Genomic DNA, 16915 nt, shown 5'->3' on the forward strand with positions numbered 1-16915 from the left:
AATGAAATTCACACACTCCATATTGTTGATTTGTTTGTTGTGCTTCAATACAGTTATAAACGCACAAAACATTAGCAAGCAACAATTTGAGTATCAGATTGTTTCAATTATAACAAATGGTATACACAATGAAGCATTCCCCGGCGCACAGCTTTTAGTAGCTCAAAATGATAGTATAGTTTATCATCAAGCCTTTGGACATCATACCTATGACAGTGTACAAAAAGTGAATATTACTGATTTGTATGATTTAGCCTCGGTAACTAAAATTACAGGTGCTTTACCAGCATTGATGAAACTTGTTGATGAAGGATTTGTTGACCTAGACGAACCATTTTCAAAGTACTGGAAACCCTGGAGAAAAAGAAAAAACAAACAAGAACTTACACTAAGAGAAATATTGGCACACCAAGCAGGTTTAGCGCCTTATATTGTATTTCTTACTAAAGTAACAAAGAAAAATGGAAAGCTAAAAAAGCGTTTTGTTAGGTCTACACCTCAAAAAAGGTATTCAACACAAGCTTACGAAGCTATCTATATCAAAGATGGATTTAAGAATAAAGTGTACCGTAACATCAACCGCTCTAACGTTTCTGATGATAAAACCTATAGGTATTCCGGCTTATCTTTTCTAATTTACCCCAAACTTATAGAAGACCTTACCGGTACAACATATACTGCATATCTTAAGAATAATTTTTATCAACCAGTGGGAGCAACTACTTTAGGTTATTTGCCAATGAAAAAAAGCTATCCCAACCAAATTGTTCCAACAGAACAAGACACTTTGTTTAGACATACCTTAACTAAAGGTTGGGTACACGATGAAAACGCGGCACTACTTGGTGGTATATCTGGCAATGCCGGACTTTTTGGAACTGCTGATGATCTATTTAAAATTATGTTGCTATACCAGAATTTTGGAAAATTGGGTAATCAACGCCTACTATCAGAAAGTGTGGTAAAAGAATTTACCAAAATTCAATTTCCTGAAAATGATAACAGACGAGGGCTAGGATTTGACAAACCTTTATTAGGCAATGATACCATTCCCCTCTCAAAAGCCTACCCCGCCCCATCTGCAAGCACCTCTAGTTTTGGCCATGCAGGATTTACAGGAACATTTGTTTGGGCTGACCCTGAACACCAACTTATTTTTATCTTTCTTTCTAATAGAGTATACCCCACAAGAGCAAATAGGAACCTTTATGCCTTAAATATTCGAACCAAATTGCATCAGTTATGTTATGATTACTTAATTGAGTAGCAATAATAACCCTAGTCAAACTATTTTTTGGCTATTTTTATCGCAATTAAACATTCTATGGGTCTACTCATTTTTTACGCAGTTATTTCAATCTTTTTTTCATTTCTGTGTTCCATTCTAGAAGCCGTTTTGCTTAGTGTAACACCAACTTTTGTTAATGTAAAAAAGAATGAGGGTAAAGCATTTGCCTTTGAACTAGAGAAATTAAAGAAAGACGTTGATAAACCTTTAATTGCTATTTTAACCCTTAATACAATTGCCCATACCGTTGGGGCAATTTTAGTTGGTGGACAGGCAGAGGTTTTATATGGTGATGGGGAAGGTTATGGGGTATTTATTATATCTGCCGTAATGACGATTTTAATCTTAGTAGCTTCTGAAATTATTCCAAAAACAATTGGAGCAACTTATTGGAAACAACTCTCAAATTTTACTGCTAAAGCTTTAAATATCATGGTATTTATCATGAAATGGACCGGGTTACTTTGGGTCTTACAACTATTCACCAAATTAATAGGCTCTAAAGGTGAACACGGCAGCGTACTAAGTAGAGAAGACTTTTCTGCAATGACAGATATTGCCCATGAAGAAGGTGTTTTTGAAGAGTCAGAATCAAAAGTGATAAAGAATTTATTGTCTTTTGATGAAATATTAGCAAAAGATGTAATGACTCCCAGAACAGTTATGAAAATTGCATCTGAAGACACCTCAATTGCAGATTTCTTCGAGGCTAACAAACCATTGCGGTTTTCTAGAATTCCTGTTTTTAAAGACAGAGCTGATAACATTACTGGTTTTATCTTAAAAGACGAAATGCTTGAAGCCATTGTAAACAAAGAAGGAAAAAATCCGTTGGGCACAATAAAAAGAGAAATGTTGGTGTCTAGCAGAACCAAGCCTATCCCAGATTTACTAAAAATGTTTGTAGAGAAAAAAGAACAAATAACTTTGGTTGTAGACGAGTATGGTTCCGTTAGTGGATTGGTAACCATGGAAGATGTTATTGAAACACTCTTAGGTTTAGAAATTATGGATGAGATGGATAATGTTGAAGATTTACAAGTACTTGCTCGCAAAAACTGGGAAACTAGGGCTAAACGTTTGGGCTTGATTCCAGAGCAAAGTCCAGACGAAGAATAACCTTATGGAAACAGCCATTTTAAACACCCCCTTAGGATTTACCCAGATTGAAGGTAATGAAAATGGAATTGCTTCAATAACTGTATTCGACGAGGACTTGCAATCTGATATTGTACCTGAAGTATTACAGGATGCTGTATATCAATTACAAGAATATTTTGAAGGCAAACGAACTTCTTTTGACCTAACGCTTAATCCACAAGGAACCGATTTTCAAAAGCGAGTTTGGACCGCTTTACAACAAATTCCTTACGGCAAAACCACCTCATATTTAGAACTTTCAAAAACCCTTGGCGATGTAAAAGCCATTAGAGCCGTTGCTGCCGCAAATGGTAAGAACCCCTTATGGATTGTTATTCCTTGTCACCGAGTAATTGGTAGTAATGGTGATTTAACGGGTTATGCAGGTGGCCTACATCGTAAAAAATGGTTACTAAATCACGAAAGTCCGGTTAAACAACAAAGCTTGTTTTAACAACTAAAGTTTTTTGTAACTTTCTTAAATGCTAACCAGAATACTATTAGAAAACATACTGTTTCTAGATATAGAAACCGTACCAGAGTTTAAAGAATTTTCTACGCTAACTGAAGAAAAACAACAACTTTGGGAACAAAAGACGGCCTATCAACGAAAAGAAGAAATAAGTGCAGACGACTTTTACAAACGTGCAGGTATTTGGGCAGAGTTCGGTAAAATTGTATGCATATCTGTAGGTTACTTTGTTTTTAAAGGTGACATTAGAAACTTTAGAGTCACTAGTTTTTCAGGTGAAGAAATCTCTTTACTCAAAGAATTTAGAAACGTACTCAATCAACATTTTAATCAAGCCAAACATTTACTTTGCGCGCATAACGGTAAAGAATTTGATTTTCCGTACATAGCCCGTAGAATGCTTATTCACGGTGTTACATTACCCTACAAATTAGATTTGTTTGGTAAAAAACCATGGGAAGTTCCTCACCTAGATACCATGGAACTATGGAAGTTTGGAGATTATAAACACTATACTTCTTTAAAATTGATGGCAAATGTATTGGGCATTCCTTCCCCTAAAGAAGATATGGATGGTAGCATGGTGCGTGATGTATTTTATAAAGAAAACGATTTGGAACGAATTGTTACCTATTGTGAGCTAGATGTTGTTACTACAGCTCAAGTGTTTTTACGCTTACGGGGAGATGAATTATTAGCTGATAATGAAATTAAGAAAGTGTAGTGTCTAACTTTATTCAGATTGAACCAGTCTTACCATCATTAAATATTAAAAATGATATTGCTTGGCATAAAAAATATACTGGATTTGAAGCCGTCTTTGGTGATGAAATGTATGCTGGGTTGAAAAGAGACCATTTATGCATTCATCTACAATGGCATGCAGACACCAATGATGACCCGTTACTTGGAGGTTCAGTAATTAAACTTTTTGTAAAAGATATATACCCCATTTTTGAAGAATTCATGGGAAGAGGTACGGTAACCAAAGATAAATTACGATTAAATACCCCCTGGGGGACCCATGAATTTGGTTTTTATGATTTAAACCAAAACAGCATTTATATAGTTAAAGACGTGTCTTAATGTTTAATAAACTTCTTTGTTTTTGTTTTTCCTTCATCATGAATAGAAATAAAATATACTCCTGAAGCTAGGTCTGAAACCTTTACAGAACCTTGAAACCTACCCTGTTTAATAATAAAACCAGCCTGGTCTAAAACCTGATAGTACGTATTTCGAGAACGCTCTGTAGCAATCATCAACTCGCTTTCAACTGGGTTTGGGTAAAGTACTAATTGCATTTTTTCCCATTGGGTTGCATCACCTATTTGTGTAGCTCCGCCATCAAAAACAAAACTAATTTCTTCTGAAAATTCAGATACTAAATTCTCACTACACACACTTCTAACCCTTGCCTTATAGCGTACGCCTTTTTGTAATCCTAAAAGTTCAAATCTATTATCGAATAAAGCTTGTACTGCCCATAACTCATCATCTTCTGCTTTATATTGAACCTCATAAAGTGTTTCATCAGATTTATTCCAAAGCAATGTTCCTCCGTTATCAGTAACGGCTGCAATTTTAAAGTCAGTTGGTACATCAATATTGCAATTGCTGTTTTTGATTCCAGAAACTAAGAGTGAAAAATCTTGTAGTGCATTTGTTAATTCTCCTTTATAAGTAACTGTTATGGTATAGAAACCTTCCGGATTTTCAATATTGATTCTTTCATAAGGGTCAACCGTGTTGTCACCCTTAAAAGCAGGTAAATTGGCTTTTGAAGGATTCAATTTCCATGGATAAAAAGTTTCACCGTCTTTAGTTATACGCACATCCAAATCGTTCACCAATCTAGATTTGTAATCATTAGCCTTACCTGATTCTTGTAACTCACCTTCTACATCTGTCCATGATAAAGATGCCGTTAGGGGCTGATTACCCTTTGCTTCTACCGTAATGGAATAAGTGTTTTCTTCGCCTAATCTTTCTTCTATTAAAAAAGTACTGTAGTCTACCCGTTGTAAAAATTGTGCTGCCTTCTTGGTATTTAAAACGCCCCATCCTAATTTATAATCAGGACCAGGAGCAAGAACATCGTCTGCAGTATGTAGTGCTAGGCCCTTAAGTGTAGCCGCTTTCATAAAAGAGCCAAACAGTTGTTCGTAATATTGTTGTAAAAGTAGTAGCGACGCCGATACACCTGGAGTAGCCATTGAAGTTCCAATAGATGTTCCATAGCTTGAGTTATTAGTGGAGGTAGTTGTATACACCGCTGCACCATCACCTGCTAAATCTGGTTTAATACGGCCATCATCTGTTGGTCCGTAACTACTATAGCTAGTGGTTTTAGCACTAATTAAATTTCCATTATCGTCTAACTCAGCCTGTGCACTAGTGACTACAAGTCCGTTCTTAGCTGTTGTAAAACCAACCAATAAATCAAAGCCATCTTCACTCTTACCAGAAATCGGTTCTTGGTTGTGTTTTGATTGTTGGGCGTTACCAGCAGCAGAAACCATTAAATAATAAGGTGCATTATACATAATTTTGTCCCAAGCTCTCGAAATTGGCAAATAGGCACCAAAATACCAGTCTGGTACATTTGAAGTTTTAATCCCATAAGAATGATTAGAAACTAATAAACCGTCTAGGGCGGCATCAATAACTTCAGTTTTGTCATTAGTCCAATCAAAGCTTAAAACTTCCGCATCATACGCTACCCCTTTTGCTTTTTCGTTTATGCCAGTTGCAGAGATTATACCAGTAACCATGGTGGCATGGTTATCAACCTCAATATCAATTTCAGAAGTGGAAATTCTAGTACTAAATTCTTGATGCGATGCTAACGCACTACCAGCATCCCAAATACCCATTGTCATGTTCTCACCTGAAATACCCAAATCTAAACTACCATTCCAATACAAATGATTAGCTCTTGTATTTATACTACTAATTGAAACTAATGTGGTATAAAAGATTGGTTCCCCAGCAGCATCAAAATCTAGAACACTTATGGTATTACCATTTGAAGCCTTTTGAAATTTAGGAATTTGTTTATCTAGTAAATAGCTATTTATTTTTTTATCAATTTTATTTTGTTCTAGTTTAAATTCAGTTTTTAATTGATTTAAAACTTCCGCATTGTAAGAAGTGGTGTGTTCTACAGCGTTTGATTGTGCACTGACTATACAAGTAAATGCAAACAATATCCCGAGTAAGGAATTATGTACATTTTTAAAAAGCATTTTGTGGACAAATGCGATAGTCATAAAACAGTAGATTATGTTAGATTTGGGATAGCTAACTTATTTAATCTACCACTTTTGTTAGATGAAATGAAGGATTAATTCGATGAATTACGTAGGTTTTTTCTTACCTATGTTGTAAATCATACATTATTTGATGTAAGACTATTCAAAATATTTTAAAATCAAATAAACTGGAAAGTGGTCGCTATAACCTCCAAGATATTTTTTGCCAGCAAATGTTCTAAACGGACTCCCCTTGTATTTACCTTTCCATTCTTTTAAAAAATCCGGAGCAAAAATTCTCGCTTTTTCAAATGTATGTGTACCTTTTTCTAAATTTAAAAAGCTATGAGAAATAAGAATTTGATCAAATAAATTCCATTTGCCTTTATACTTAGCACTTCCAGAATACGGTGATAATAATTTTTGCATAGGATTAATAAATAACCCTGATTGCATTAGGTATTTTATACTTGCAGAATTAGGGTCATCATTAAAATCTCCCATGATTATACAGTTTAACGATTCGGGCGACTCTTGTATAGTTTCAATCTTTTGAAGAATCAATTTAGCGGCCTTTACACGCTTATATTCAGTTGCTGAAGCACCATCTCTACGAGAAGGCCAATGATTTACAAAAATGTGCACCTCCTCACCATTCAACTCACCATGAACGTATAAGATATCTCTAGTATAATCTCGCTTACCAAAACCATTGGTTATGAGTAAAGGCATTGTTTCTGAAGAAAGCACTTTAAAATGACGGGTATTATAAATTAATCCTGTGTCAATACCTCTTTCATCAGGAGAATCAAAATGAACAAAATCATAAGGTTCATTTTTTAATGCATCTTGCGTTATTAGTTTTCGAACAACATTGCTATTTTCAACCTCAGCGATTCCTAATAGAATTGGAGGAGCCACCATATCATATTCGCCAATTTTTGAAATGGCATAGGCTAATTTTTTTAATTTTCTACGATACCTTTTATCTTTCCATTTATTAAAACCTTTTGGAGTAAAATTATCATCTAGTAAATGTGGGTCATCTACTGTATCAAAAAGGTTTTCTAAATTGTAAAAGGCTATACCATAGGTGTTTTTCTGCTGCATCTACTTTTCTGCGTTAACTGCTAAAAGTTGAAAAATACAAAATGCATCATAAACATTGTTTAGCTTTGCCATTCCAATAAAATATATGCTAGAACAAAAATCAATAGAATACGAAAAAACGGTTTTAATTGGTGTTATCAATCAAAAACAAACTGCTGAAAAAGTTGATGAATATTTAGATGAACTTGAATTTCTAACTTATACTGCGGGTGGAGAGGTAACTAAACGTTTTGTTCAAAAAGTTGATGTACCCAATCCAAAAACCTATATCGGTAGCGGTAAAATGGAAGAGGTTAGAACTTACGTAAAAGAGAATGAAATAGGTTCTGTAATCTTTGATGATGAACTAACCCCTGCGCAACAAAACAACATTGAAAAACTGCTAAAATGTAAGATTTTAGACCGTACAGGACTAATACTAGACATTTTTGCCCAACGAGCGCAGACAAGTTACGCAAGAACACAAGTTGAACTAGCCCAATATGAATATTTATTACCTCGGCTAACGGGTTTATGGACACACCTAGAAAGACAACGAGGTGGTATTGGTATGAGAGGTCCTGGTGAAACAGAAATTGAAACTGATAGACGTATTGTAAGAGACCGCATTGCGTTATTAAAAAAGAAGCTCACCAAAATAGACCGCCAAATGGAAACCCAACGAAGCAATAGGGGTGCTTTGGTACGTGTTGCCTTAGTAGGTTACACCAATGTTGGAAAGTCCACTTTAATGAATGTGATTAGTAAAAGTGAGGTTTTTGCTGAAAATAAACTTTTTGCCACATTAGATACAACGGTTCGTAAAGTGGTATTAGGCAACTTGCCCTTTCTTTTAAGTGATACAGTAGGATTTATTCGAAAACTACCAACACAACTTGTAGAAAGCTTTAAAAGTACTTTAGATGAGGTGCGGGAAGCTGATTTATTGTTACACGTAGTAGATATTTCTCACCCAAATTTTGAAGAGCACGTTGATTCTGTAAATGCTATTCTTGAAGATATTAAAAGTATAAACAAGCCTACCATTATGGTCTTTAATAAAATAGATCAGTATCAACCCGAGCAATTAGATGAAGATGATTTGGTTACTGAAAGAACAACTGCGCATTTTACCCTTGATGAATGGAAAAAAACATGGTTCAACAAAATGGGAGATGCTGTGCTTTTTATATCTGCGCTAAATAAAGAGAACCTTGATGAGTTTCGAAAAAAAGTTTATCAGAAAGTGCGAGAAATTCATGTGACCCGTTTTCCGTACAACAACTTTTTATATCCAGAAAATTTAGATGAATATTCTCAAGAATAAGATTTTAAAGATTTCTCTGATTTACCACAGAAATAGCTCATTTTACATCAAAAAAGATAGCGTTTCAAAAACAGAAACTACATTTGACACTGTAATGATTCCCCCAAATATCGTTATGTCTAACTAAATAACCATCCAACCAAACTTAACTGCAAAGAAAAAGCCCCGAAATATCGGGGCTTTCTTGTTTATATATATCTCTTTTACTAGAATGAGTAGCTCAAGCCTACGGTATAAAATGACTGTAATTCATTATCTGCATCTTCTAATGCTACACCTTGAAAGTTGGCTGCTTCTTGTCTACTATTACGTAAACCAAAATCAAAACCAACGCCAATACCTTTCCATAACGTATATGAGAAATTATTAACCCAAGTCCAGTTGCTTAAATCACTTGTTTCGTAGCTTAAAAATGCAGAAAGGTTAGTTTTAAAACCAATAGCTCCAATCTTACGAGTGTAATCAGCAACAATTTTTGCGCCCAATGAAGATTCAAAAACAGAATCGTTATCCGCAAAAACAAAATTGTAGTTTAAAGGATGAATTACAACTACCATATTAGTAATTGGAGTCCAAGTAGCACCAACACCCAAATCTAAATAACCGGGATCATTAAAGTTATTTAAAAGTGTAGTTCTGTATTCTCCAAGGGCAGAAATTGCGAATTTATCGCTCAATCTTCTACCGTATAATGAAGTAAGTTGAAAAACATCTGTCAATGCTTCAAAATCTTCTGAGTCAGTATCAATATCTTTATTATCTAATTTAACCCAACCAAGATTTAAGTTTAAAGAGTTATTCCAAAAAAACTTATCGTCTTGAAGATTAGCAAAAGCGTTTCCTGTAATACCTATATTACCAGAACTGTTGTTAGGAGTGCCCTGAGCAAACCAGTTATTAAAATTTGAAAGGCTACCCCCTATAGTACCAAAAGCGCCAGTTTTCCACCCGGGTAGGGCATCAATTTGTGCTTGTATTGCATCTGCTCTACCTTGTATAGCCGCAATAGAATCCTGTTTTTCTTTTAAAGTGGTTTTTAACTCATCTTCTGTTTGTGCCACAGCAAAATTTGCTACAAAACAAAAGGCAATTAATGCAAAAATCTTTTTCATGATTAATGTGTTTAGATTACTGTTCATCGATTTTTAGACGCGCAAATGTATAAAAAGTCACACGTATGTTAGATTTATTTTCTTTTAAAAAGAGGAACTGAGGAGCAAGCCTCGCCGTACATTACGCTTTTGGCAACTGCCTGTATCTTTTCAATTGCCATTAAATAAGCATTTTGGGGAACTGGTTTATTACTACAACCTTTAATAATTACAGGCTTATCTTTAAATTGTGATATATCAAGAGAATTTAGAATTTCTGCATAAAGCAACGTATTTAACTCTTCTAAACTACCAACAATAACTTTTTTGGCAAAGGTATTTGCGTGCGAAGCTATGAGCATGTAAGCCCACCCAGGAATAATGGCATCTGTACTGCAGGTTAAGGCTAAATAGGTATCTTGATACTGTTCCCAGTTATGCGCGTTTACTAATTTTCTAAATTCTTTTTCTCTTAAAAGTAAACCTTCAAACAACCAATTAGAAATGTCTAAAACAAGGCGTTGCCCTGGAGGAAAGTGCTCTTCTAAATCAAACGTAATTAGTTTGCTTTGTGCTACCCTATTTATAATTTCTTCAGCCATATTTAAAGTAATCCTAACTCTAATTTTGCTTCTTCACTCATTAAATCTTGAGTCCATGTGGGGTCAAATGTAATTTCAACCTCAGCATCTTTAATTTCGTTAATAGACTTCACCTTTTCTTCTACTTCCACTGGCAATGTTTCTGCTACAGGGCAATTAGGTGAAGTTAAGGTCATTAGTATTTTTACCTCATTATCTTCATTAACCAACACATCATAAATTAGTCCTAATTCATAGATGTCTACTGGTATTTCGGGGTCATAAATAGTTTTTAGCACTCGAACTATTTTCTCGCCTAAATCTTCTGTATCTATAGTTTCTTCGCTCATTTTAATTTAATTGTGTTTGATACGCTACGGCGTAAAGTTTCAATTGTTTTATCATACTTACTAACCCATTGGCTCTAGTTGGAGACAAATGTTCTTTTAAACCAATTTCATCAATAAAATCAGTATCCGCATCAATAATTTCTTGAGGTTTTTGATTGCTAAACACTCTAATAAGCACGGCAATTATACCTTTAGTAATTATAGCGTCGCTATCTGCTGTAAAGACAAGTCTGTCTTTATCTAATTCTGCATGTACCCAAACTTTACTCTGACAACCTTTGATTATATTATCATCTGTTTTGTAGTTTTCATCAATCAAGGGTAAAGATTTACCCATTTCAATGATGTACTCATACTTCTGCATCCAATCATCAAACATTGAGAATTCATCTACAACTTCGTTTTGTATTTCAGAAATGGTCATGTTATTTTTTTTGTAAAAATACAATTCGTTAAAAAGGGAATCAAAACATTAGCAAAACCTTACAACAAATTGCATTGTAAAAAGGTACAGAAGTCTTTTAAATATTGAATCAAAAACGTGTAAATAGTTTACTGCCACGTTTTAAAACGTTTTCATAACGAAGTGTTATTTGAAAAATACCGTCATTACTTATGGCTAGGCCCTCTGTTCTAAGACTTGTTTGATTACCATACCCAAAACTCACCAATAACGAATCAAATACTTGAAAGTTTGTGAAAATACTGTAAGAGTCACCTAGTCGATATACTCCACTTACACCAAACTTGTCTTTCATTAAAAAGTTCAACCCTAAATCAATATCCGCTTGTTCTTTGTCTTGAAATCTGGTAAAAAAGGTTGGCATTACCGAGAAATCATTACCTAATAAAAATACATATCCACTGTGAAAAACAATTGGCAATTTTCTTGTATCTACTTGTAATTCACCAATATCATAATGCAAAGTGTTTAAAAAACTAGGTATCGAGGCACCAGCAAAAAACCAATCATTACTGTATACTACTCCGGCTCCTATATTAAAAACAAATCTATTTACTAAGCCGTTATAAAAATCTTGTAAAGGCCTACTTGCCGTCTCTGGAAAACGGTGGTCCAATAAGTTACCCCTTAATTTTAACCCAAAAGACACATCAGAATCATTTGCCAGCTTTAACACATAGGCAGAAGCCAAGTCGAAATAGGTGTATTGAATATTATCAAACTCATCATTAATAATTGAAAAACCAAAAGCCAGTTTCTTTTTAGCCGGAAAACTAACTAAAGCAGCTTCTCTAGTGTAGTGGTTAAAATCTCGAATTAATTCGGTGCGGTAATTAATGGTAAAATTAGGAGTGCCTTCGATACCCGTCATTGCCGGATTTACGGTAAACGAGTTGTACATATATTGAGAAAACTCAATATTCTCAGCTTCATTATACTGTTGTGCATTTACTAGCGTAAATACTAAAAATAGCGCTATGATTGCGATTGTATCTCTCACCTAAAGCAAAAACGGAAGAATATAAATCCTATTGTTAACGAAAATCTACGACACTACAATAACATAGTTTTAGCACGTTCAATACCTGCCACTAAGACATCAATCTCTTCTTTGGTATTGTAAAAACTAAAACTAGCTCTAACCGTACCAGGTATTTGATAAAAATCCATAATTGGCTGGGTACAATGGTGCCCTGTTCTTACAGCAATACCTAATTTATCTAAAATAGAGCCTATATCGTACGGATGAATACCCTCAATATTAAATGAAATTACTGATGCTTTGTGTTGCTTAGGGCCATAAATTTTTAAACCATCAATGGCTAGGAGTTTTTCGGTACCATAGGTAAGTAATTCATGCTCATAAGCTGCAATAGCATCAAAACCGATGGAATTCATATAGTCAATTGCTGCTCCAAATGCAATTCCGCCACAAATATTTGGTGTACCGGCCTCAAATTTATGAGGTAAATCAGCATAAGTAGTTTTTTCAAAGGTTACTTCCGCTATCATCTCACCTCCACCTTGATACGGTGGTAATTTTTTTAACCACTCTTCTTTACCATAAAGCATGCCAACACCTGTTGGACCGCACATTTTATGTGCAGATACGGTATAAAAGTCAACATTTAAGGCTTGTACATCTGCTTTTCTATGCGGGGCTGCTTGAGCACCATCTATTAGTACAGCTGCTCCAACATTGTGTGCAGCATCAATAATTTCTTTGATAGGATTTATAGTTCCTAAGGCATTTGAGACGTGATTACAAAAAACAAGTTTTGTTTTGGAAGACAGTAGCTTATAGAATTCTGTCATTATTAGCTCGCCATCTAAACTCATTGGAATTACCTTGAGTACCGCACCTGTGCGCTCACAAAGCATTTGCCACGGCACAATATTACTATGATGTTCCAAAGCAGAAACCAAAATTTCATCACCTTTTTCTAGAATAGTAGCAAAGCCATTGGCCACTAAATTGATACTGTGAGTAGTGCCCGAAGTAAATAATATCTCATGAGCTTTAGCTGCATTAAAATGATTTTGAATTTTTTTACGCGCTTGCTCATAAGCATCAGTAGCTTCTTGTGACAACGTATGTACACCACGATGAATGTTAGCATTGTAATTTTGATAATATGCTACAATTACATCTATTACCTGTTGTGGTGTTTGTGATGTTGCTGCATTATCAAAATACACTAATGGTTTACCATTAACTTCTCTATTAAGAATAGGGAAATCTTTTCTAATTGTTTGTATATCAAGAGTAGTGTTAGCCATAAAAAAAGATTCCCGCTGAAGCGGGAATTTAAATTTTATAATTCGAACCCGAGTCTTACCCCAAGTTTATTCGCAATTAGTTTATTGACCCTTGCTTTAAGTTCTGGTATTCGAACACTTTCTAAAACATTGTTTGCAAAAGCGTACATTAAAAGTGCCCCTGCCTCCTTTTTAGGAATACCTCTAGACTGTAAATAAAACAAAGCATCTTCATCTAACTGACCTATAGTACAACCGTGAGAACATTTTACATCATCTGCAAATATTTCTAATTGTGGTTTTGTATTTAAAGTAGCCTTATCGCTAATTAAAACATTATTATTCTGTTGAAAAGCGTCTGTTTTTTGGGCAATTTTGTCTACAAGAATTTTACCATTGAAAACGCCCGTAGAACTACCGTCATAAATACCCTTATAGTCTTGATGACTTTCACAATTCGGCTGCGCATGATGCACTAAAGTGTAATGGTCAACGTGTTGTTTGCCATCTAAAATAGTTATCCCTTTAAGCGTTGAATCTATACGTTCACCATTTTGATAATAGTTCAAATTATTGCGGGTAAGTTTACCTCCAAAAGAAAAGGTGTGTACACGAACAACGCTATTATCTTTTTGGTCTATATAAGTGTTATCAATTAAAGAAGCGTTTGCGTTATCGTTTTGCAATTTATAGTAATCTACACGGGCATCTTTAGCCGCAAAAATTTCAGTTACAGAGTTTGTAAATACTTCATTAGAAGTTAAACTCTGATGACGCTCTATTACTTGTACTTCAGCATTTTCTTCAGCAATTATTAAGTTTCTTGGTTGAAGCATCAAAGATGCCTCATTACCAGTTGCTAAATGTAAAATTTGAATTGGTTTTCTAGGTGCTTTATTCTTTGGAATATAAATGTAAGCGCCTTCTTTGCTAAACGCCGTATTTAAAGAGGTTAAAGAATCCTCTTTTTTAGCTATTTTATTGAAATACAACTCAATAATCTGACGGTACATGGGCTTTGTTAATGCCGAACTCATAAGGCAAACATCAACACCATCATGTGTGGTTTCAGATAAATAGCTACTGTAAATACCGTCAACAAAAACTATTTTGTAGGTATCTATCTCATGTAGAAAATACTTTTTAATGTCTTTATATTCTAAAGCGCTTTCTTGCTTAGGAAAAACACTAAAGTCTATTTTCTGTAAATTATTTAATGAAGTATACTTCCAAGCTTCCTCTTTTTTAGAAGGAAAACCTTTTGTTTCAAAATTCTTAATGGCTTCAGAACGAATGTCGTGAACAGGGTCATTAACATCAATACCGTCTTCAAAAGCCATAAAGGATGAAACCAATTTGTCTTTTAAATCCATCTTAAGCAACCGTTTCTTGTTTAACCCAATCGTAACCTTTCTCTTCTAACTCTAGAGCTAGTTCTTTACCACCAGATTTGACAATTTTACCATCATGTAAAACATGAACAAAATCTGGAACAATGTAATCTAACAAACGTTGGTAGTGCGTAATAACAATGATAGCATTATCTGAACCACGTAGTTTGTTTACACCATTGGCTACAATACGCAAAGCATCAATATCTAAACCAGAATCTGTTTCATCTAAAATGGCCAGTTTAGGTTCTAGCATTGCCATCTGAAAGATTTCATTTCTTTTCTTTTCACCACCAGAAAAACCTTCGTTTAATGATCGCGACAAAAATTTTCTATCAATCTCTAACAATTCTGCCTTTTCACGAATCTTTTTAAGCATTTCGTTAGCGGGCATATCTTCTAAGCCTTGTGCTTTGCGAGATTCGTTAATGGCTGTTTTAATAAAATTAGTTACTGAAACACCTGGAATTTCAACTGGATATTGAAATGATAAAAAGATACCATTATGAGATCGCTCTTCTGGAGCCATTTCTTCGATATCTTCGCCATCTAGTTCAATATTTCCTTTTTTAATTTCAAATTCTTCTTTACCAGCAATAACCGAAGCCAAGGTACTTTTACCTGAACCGTTTGGACCCATGATAGCGTGTACTTCGCCAGGTTTCACCTCAAGATTTATTCCTTTTAATATTTTTTTACCCTCAATACCGGCGTGTAAATCGTTTATTTTAAGCATTTTCTTTTTCGATTAATTATCCTACAGAACCTTCTAGGCTTATTTCTAATAATTTTTGTGCTTCAACTGCAAACTCCATAGGGAGCTTGTTCAATACTTCTTTACTAAAACCATTTACAATTAAAGCAATAGCTTTTTCAGTATCGATACCTCTTTGGTTACAATAGAAAATTTGGTCTTCACCAATTTTACTAGTTGTAGCCTCATGCTCAATTTGAGCTGATTTATTTTTGGTTTCTATGTACGGAAATGTATGCGCACCGCACTCATTACCCATTAGTAAAGAATCACATTGCGAAAAATTTCGTGCATTTTCAGCGCGACTGTTCACTTGTACCAAACCTCGATAACTATTTTGTGACTTACCCGCAGAAATTCCTTTTGAAATAATGGTACTCTTGGTGTTTTTACCAAGGTGAATCATTTTAGTACCTGTATCTGCTTGTTGATAGTTGTTAGTAACGGCAATGGAATAGAATTCTCCAATAGAATTGTTTCCTTTTAAAACACAAGAAGGATATTTCCAAGTTACTGCAGAACCCGTTTCTACTTGTGTCCAAGATATTTTAGCATTGTTTTCGCAAAGTCCTCTTTTGGTAACAAAATTGAAAACTCCACCTTTTCCTTCTTTATTACCAGGGAACCAGTTTTGAACGGTAGAATACTTAATTTCTGCATCATCTAACGCAATTAATTCTACTACAGCTGCATGCAGCTGATTTTCATCTCTCATTGGTGCTGTACAACCTTCAAGGTAACTTACGTAACTACCTTCATCTGCAACTACCAATGTTCTTTCAAACTGACCTGTACCTGCTTGGTTAATTCTGAAATAGGTAGAAAGTTCCATTGGACAACGCACTCCTTTAGGAATGTAGCAAAAACTACCATCAGAAAAAACTGCAGAATTTAATGCTGCGTAAAAATTGTCTTTTTGAGGTACAACGGAGCCAATATATTTTTTTACCAAATCTGGGTGCTCTTGAATAGCTTCAGATATGGAACAAAAAATGATTCCTTTTTCTGCAAGGGTCTTTTTAAACGTAGTTGCTACAGAAACAGAATCCATAACCACATCAACGGCAACCCCAGCTAACTTTTTTTGTTCATCTAAAGAAATACCTAATTTTTTAAAGGTATCTAACAGCTCAGGGTCAACCTCATCAAGGCTCTCGTATTTTGGTTTTTTATTTGGAGCTGAATAGTATGATATCGCCTGAAAATCAGGTTTCTCATAAGTAACATTAGCCCATTCTGGCTCTTCCATTTCTTGCCAAATACGAAAAGCTTCTAGTCGCCATTCTGTCATCCATTCAGGCTCATTTTTCTTAAGAGATATTGCCTTAACAATATCTTCATTTAAACCCTTAGGAAGTGTATCAGACTCAATATCTGTGTAGAAACCATACTCATATTCTTTGGTTTCCAACTCTTTTTTTAATTCTTCTTCGGTATAAGCCATGTTCTCTTAGTT

The 16915-nt window shown here is 34.7% G+C and carries 17 protein-coding genes; 6 read left to right on the forward strand and 11 right to left on the reverse strand.

The window, feature by feature from the left end:
* Position 1 precedes the first annotated feature (1 nt).
* Genes H5V42_RS07820 through H5V42_RS07840 form a run of 5 tightly spaced genes read left to right on the forward strand, consistent with a single transcriptional unit; the run spans position 2 to position 3986 of the window.
* Positions 2-1267: a serine hydrolase domain-containing protein gene (locus tag H5V42_RS07820; protein WP_185782581.1), complete on the forward strand. Its 1266-nt coding sequence runs from the start codon at positions 2-4 to the stop codon at positions 1265-1267.
* Between the two features lie 57 nt (positions 1268-1324).
* A complete protein-coding gene (locus tag H5V42_RS07825; RefSeq protein WP_185782582.1) occupies positions 1325-2407 on the forward strand; it encodes a CNNM domain-containing protein in 1083 nt (360 codons plus the stop codon).
* A 4-nt stretch (positions 2408-2411) separates the two neighbouring features.
* Positions 2412-2882 (forward strand): methylated-DNA--[protein]-cysteine S-methyltransferase, encoded by a 471-nt coding sequence (locus tag H5V42_RS07830; RefSeq protein WP_185782583.1) that lies wholly within the window; start codon positions 2412-2414, stop codon positions 2880-2882.
* 28 nt (positions 2883-2910) lie between these two features.
* Positions 2911-3624, forward strand: a complete 714-nt coding sequence (locus H5V42_RS07835; protein WP_185782584.1) for a 3'-5' exonuclease — start codon at positions 2911-2913, stop codon at positions 3622-3624.
* On the forward strand, positions 3624-3986 hold the full coding sequence (locus H5V42_RS07840) for a glyoxalase/bleomycin resistance/extradiol dioxygenase family protein (RefSeq protein WP_185782585.1): 363 nt from the start codon (positions 3624-3626) through the stop codon (positions 3984-3986). The genes H5V42_RS07835 and H5V42_RS07840 overlap by 1 nt, the downstream gene beginning before the upstream one ends.
* Here the strand turns inward: H5V42_RS07840 and H5V42_RS07845 are convergent.
* Together H5V42_RS07845 and H5V42_RS07850 are read right to left on the reverse strand one after the other, a co-directional pair.
* The gene (locus H5V42_RS07845; RefSeq protein WP_229665609.1) at positions 3983-6172 is read right to left on the reverse strand and encodes a S8 family serine peptidase; all 2190 of its coding nucleotides are present in this window, start codon (positions 6170-6172) and stop codon (positions 3983-3985) included. The two genes, H5V42_RS07840 and H5V42_RS07845, sit on opposite strands and share 4 nt — an antisense overlap.
* Before the next feature lie 141 nt (positions 6173-6313).
* The gene (locus H5V42_RS07850; protein WP_185782586.1) at positions 6314-7264 is read right to left on the reverse strand and encodes an endonuclease/exonuclease/phosphatase family protein; all 951 of its coding nucleotides are present in this window, start codon (positions 7262-7264) and stop codon (positions 6314-6316) included.
* Positions 7265-7349: 85 nt separating this feature from the next.
* Here H5V42_RS07850 and hflX point away from each other — a divergent pair, with 85 nt between their 5' ends.
* Entirely contained in the window at positions 7350-8570 is a 1221-nt protein-coding gene (gene hflX, locus H5V42_RS07855; protein WP_185782587.1) for a GTPase HflX, read from the forward strand.
* A gap of 206 nt (positions 8571-8776) precedes the next feature.
* Here the strand turns inward: hflX and H5V42_RS07860 are convergent, their stop codons facing one another.
* The 9 genes from H5V42_RS07860 to sufB all read right to left on the reverse strand — a co-directional run bounded on the left by H5V42_RS07860 (position 8777) and on the right by sufB (position 16903).
* Positions 8777-9682, reverse strand: coding sequence for a DUF3078 domain-containing protein (locus H5V42_RS07860; protein WP_185782588.1), 906 nt, complete (start codon positions 9680-9682; stop codon positions 8777-8779).
* A gap of 74 nt (positions 9683-9756) precedes the next feature.
* Positions 9757-10263: a DUF2480 family protein gene (locus tag H5V42_RS07865; RefSeq protein ID WP_185782589.1), complete on the reverse strand. Its 507-nt coding sequence runs from the start codon at positions 10261-10263 to the stop codon at positions 9757-9759.
* Positions 10264-10265: 2 nt separating this feature from the next.
* Positions 10266-10592, reverse strand: coding sequence for an iron-sulfur cluster assembly protein (locus H5V42_RS07870; RefSeq protein WP_185782590.1), 327 nt, complete (start codon positions 10590-10592; stop codon positions 10266-10268).
* Between the two features lies 1 nt (position 10593).
* Positions 10594-11016: a SufE family protein gene (locus H5V42_RS07875; protein WP_185782591.1), complete on the reverse strand. Its 423-nt coding sequence runs from the start codon at positions 11014-11016 to the stop codon at positions 10594-10596.
* Between the two features lie 109 nt (positions 11017-11125).
* On the reverse strand, positions 11126-12055 hold the full coding sequence (locus H5V42_RS07880) for a PorP/SprF family type IX secretion system membrane protein (RefSeq protein ID WP_185782592.1): 930 nt from the start codon (positions 12053-12055) through the stop codon (positions 11126-11128).
* Between the two features lie 53 nt (positions 12056-12108).
* Positions 12109-13335, reverse strand: a complete 1227-nt coding sequence (locus tag H5V42_RS07885; protein ID WP_185782593.1) for an aminotransferase class V-fold PLP-dependent enzyme — start codon at positions 13333-13335, stop codon at positions 12109-12111.
* 35 nt (positions 13336-13370) lie between these two features.
* A complete protein-coding gene (gene sufD, locus H5V42_RS07890) occupies positions 13371-14687 on the reverse strand; it encodes a Fe-S cluster assembly protein SufD (protein ID WP_185782594.1) in 1317 nt (438 codons plus the stop codon).
* A gap of 1 nt (position 14688) precedes the next feature.
* Positions 14689-15441 carry a Fe-S cluster assembly ATPase SufC gene (gene sufC / locus H5V42_RS07895; RefSeq protein WP_185782595.1) on the reverse strand — a complete coding sequence of 251 codons (753 nt, stop codon included), beginning with the start codon at positions 15439-15441 and terminating at the stop codon, positions 14689-14691.
* Between the two features lie 16 nt (positions 15442-15457).
* On the reverse strand, positions 15458-16903 hold the full coding sequence (gene sufB, locus H5V42_RS07900; protein ID WP_185782596.1) for a Fe-S cluster assembly protein SufB: 1446 nt from the start codon (positions 16901-16903) through the stop codon (positions 15458-15460).
* Between the last annotated feature and the right edge of the window lie 12 nt (positions 16904-16915).

The organism is Croceivirga lutea (genome assembly GCF_014235875.1).
Classification (GTDB): Bacteria; Bacteroidota; Bacteroidia; order Flavobacteriales; family Flavobacteriaceae; genus Croceivirga; species Croceivirga lutea.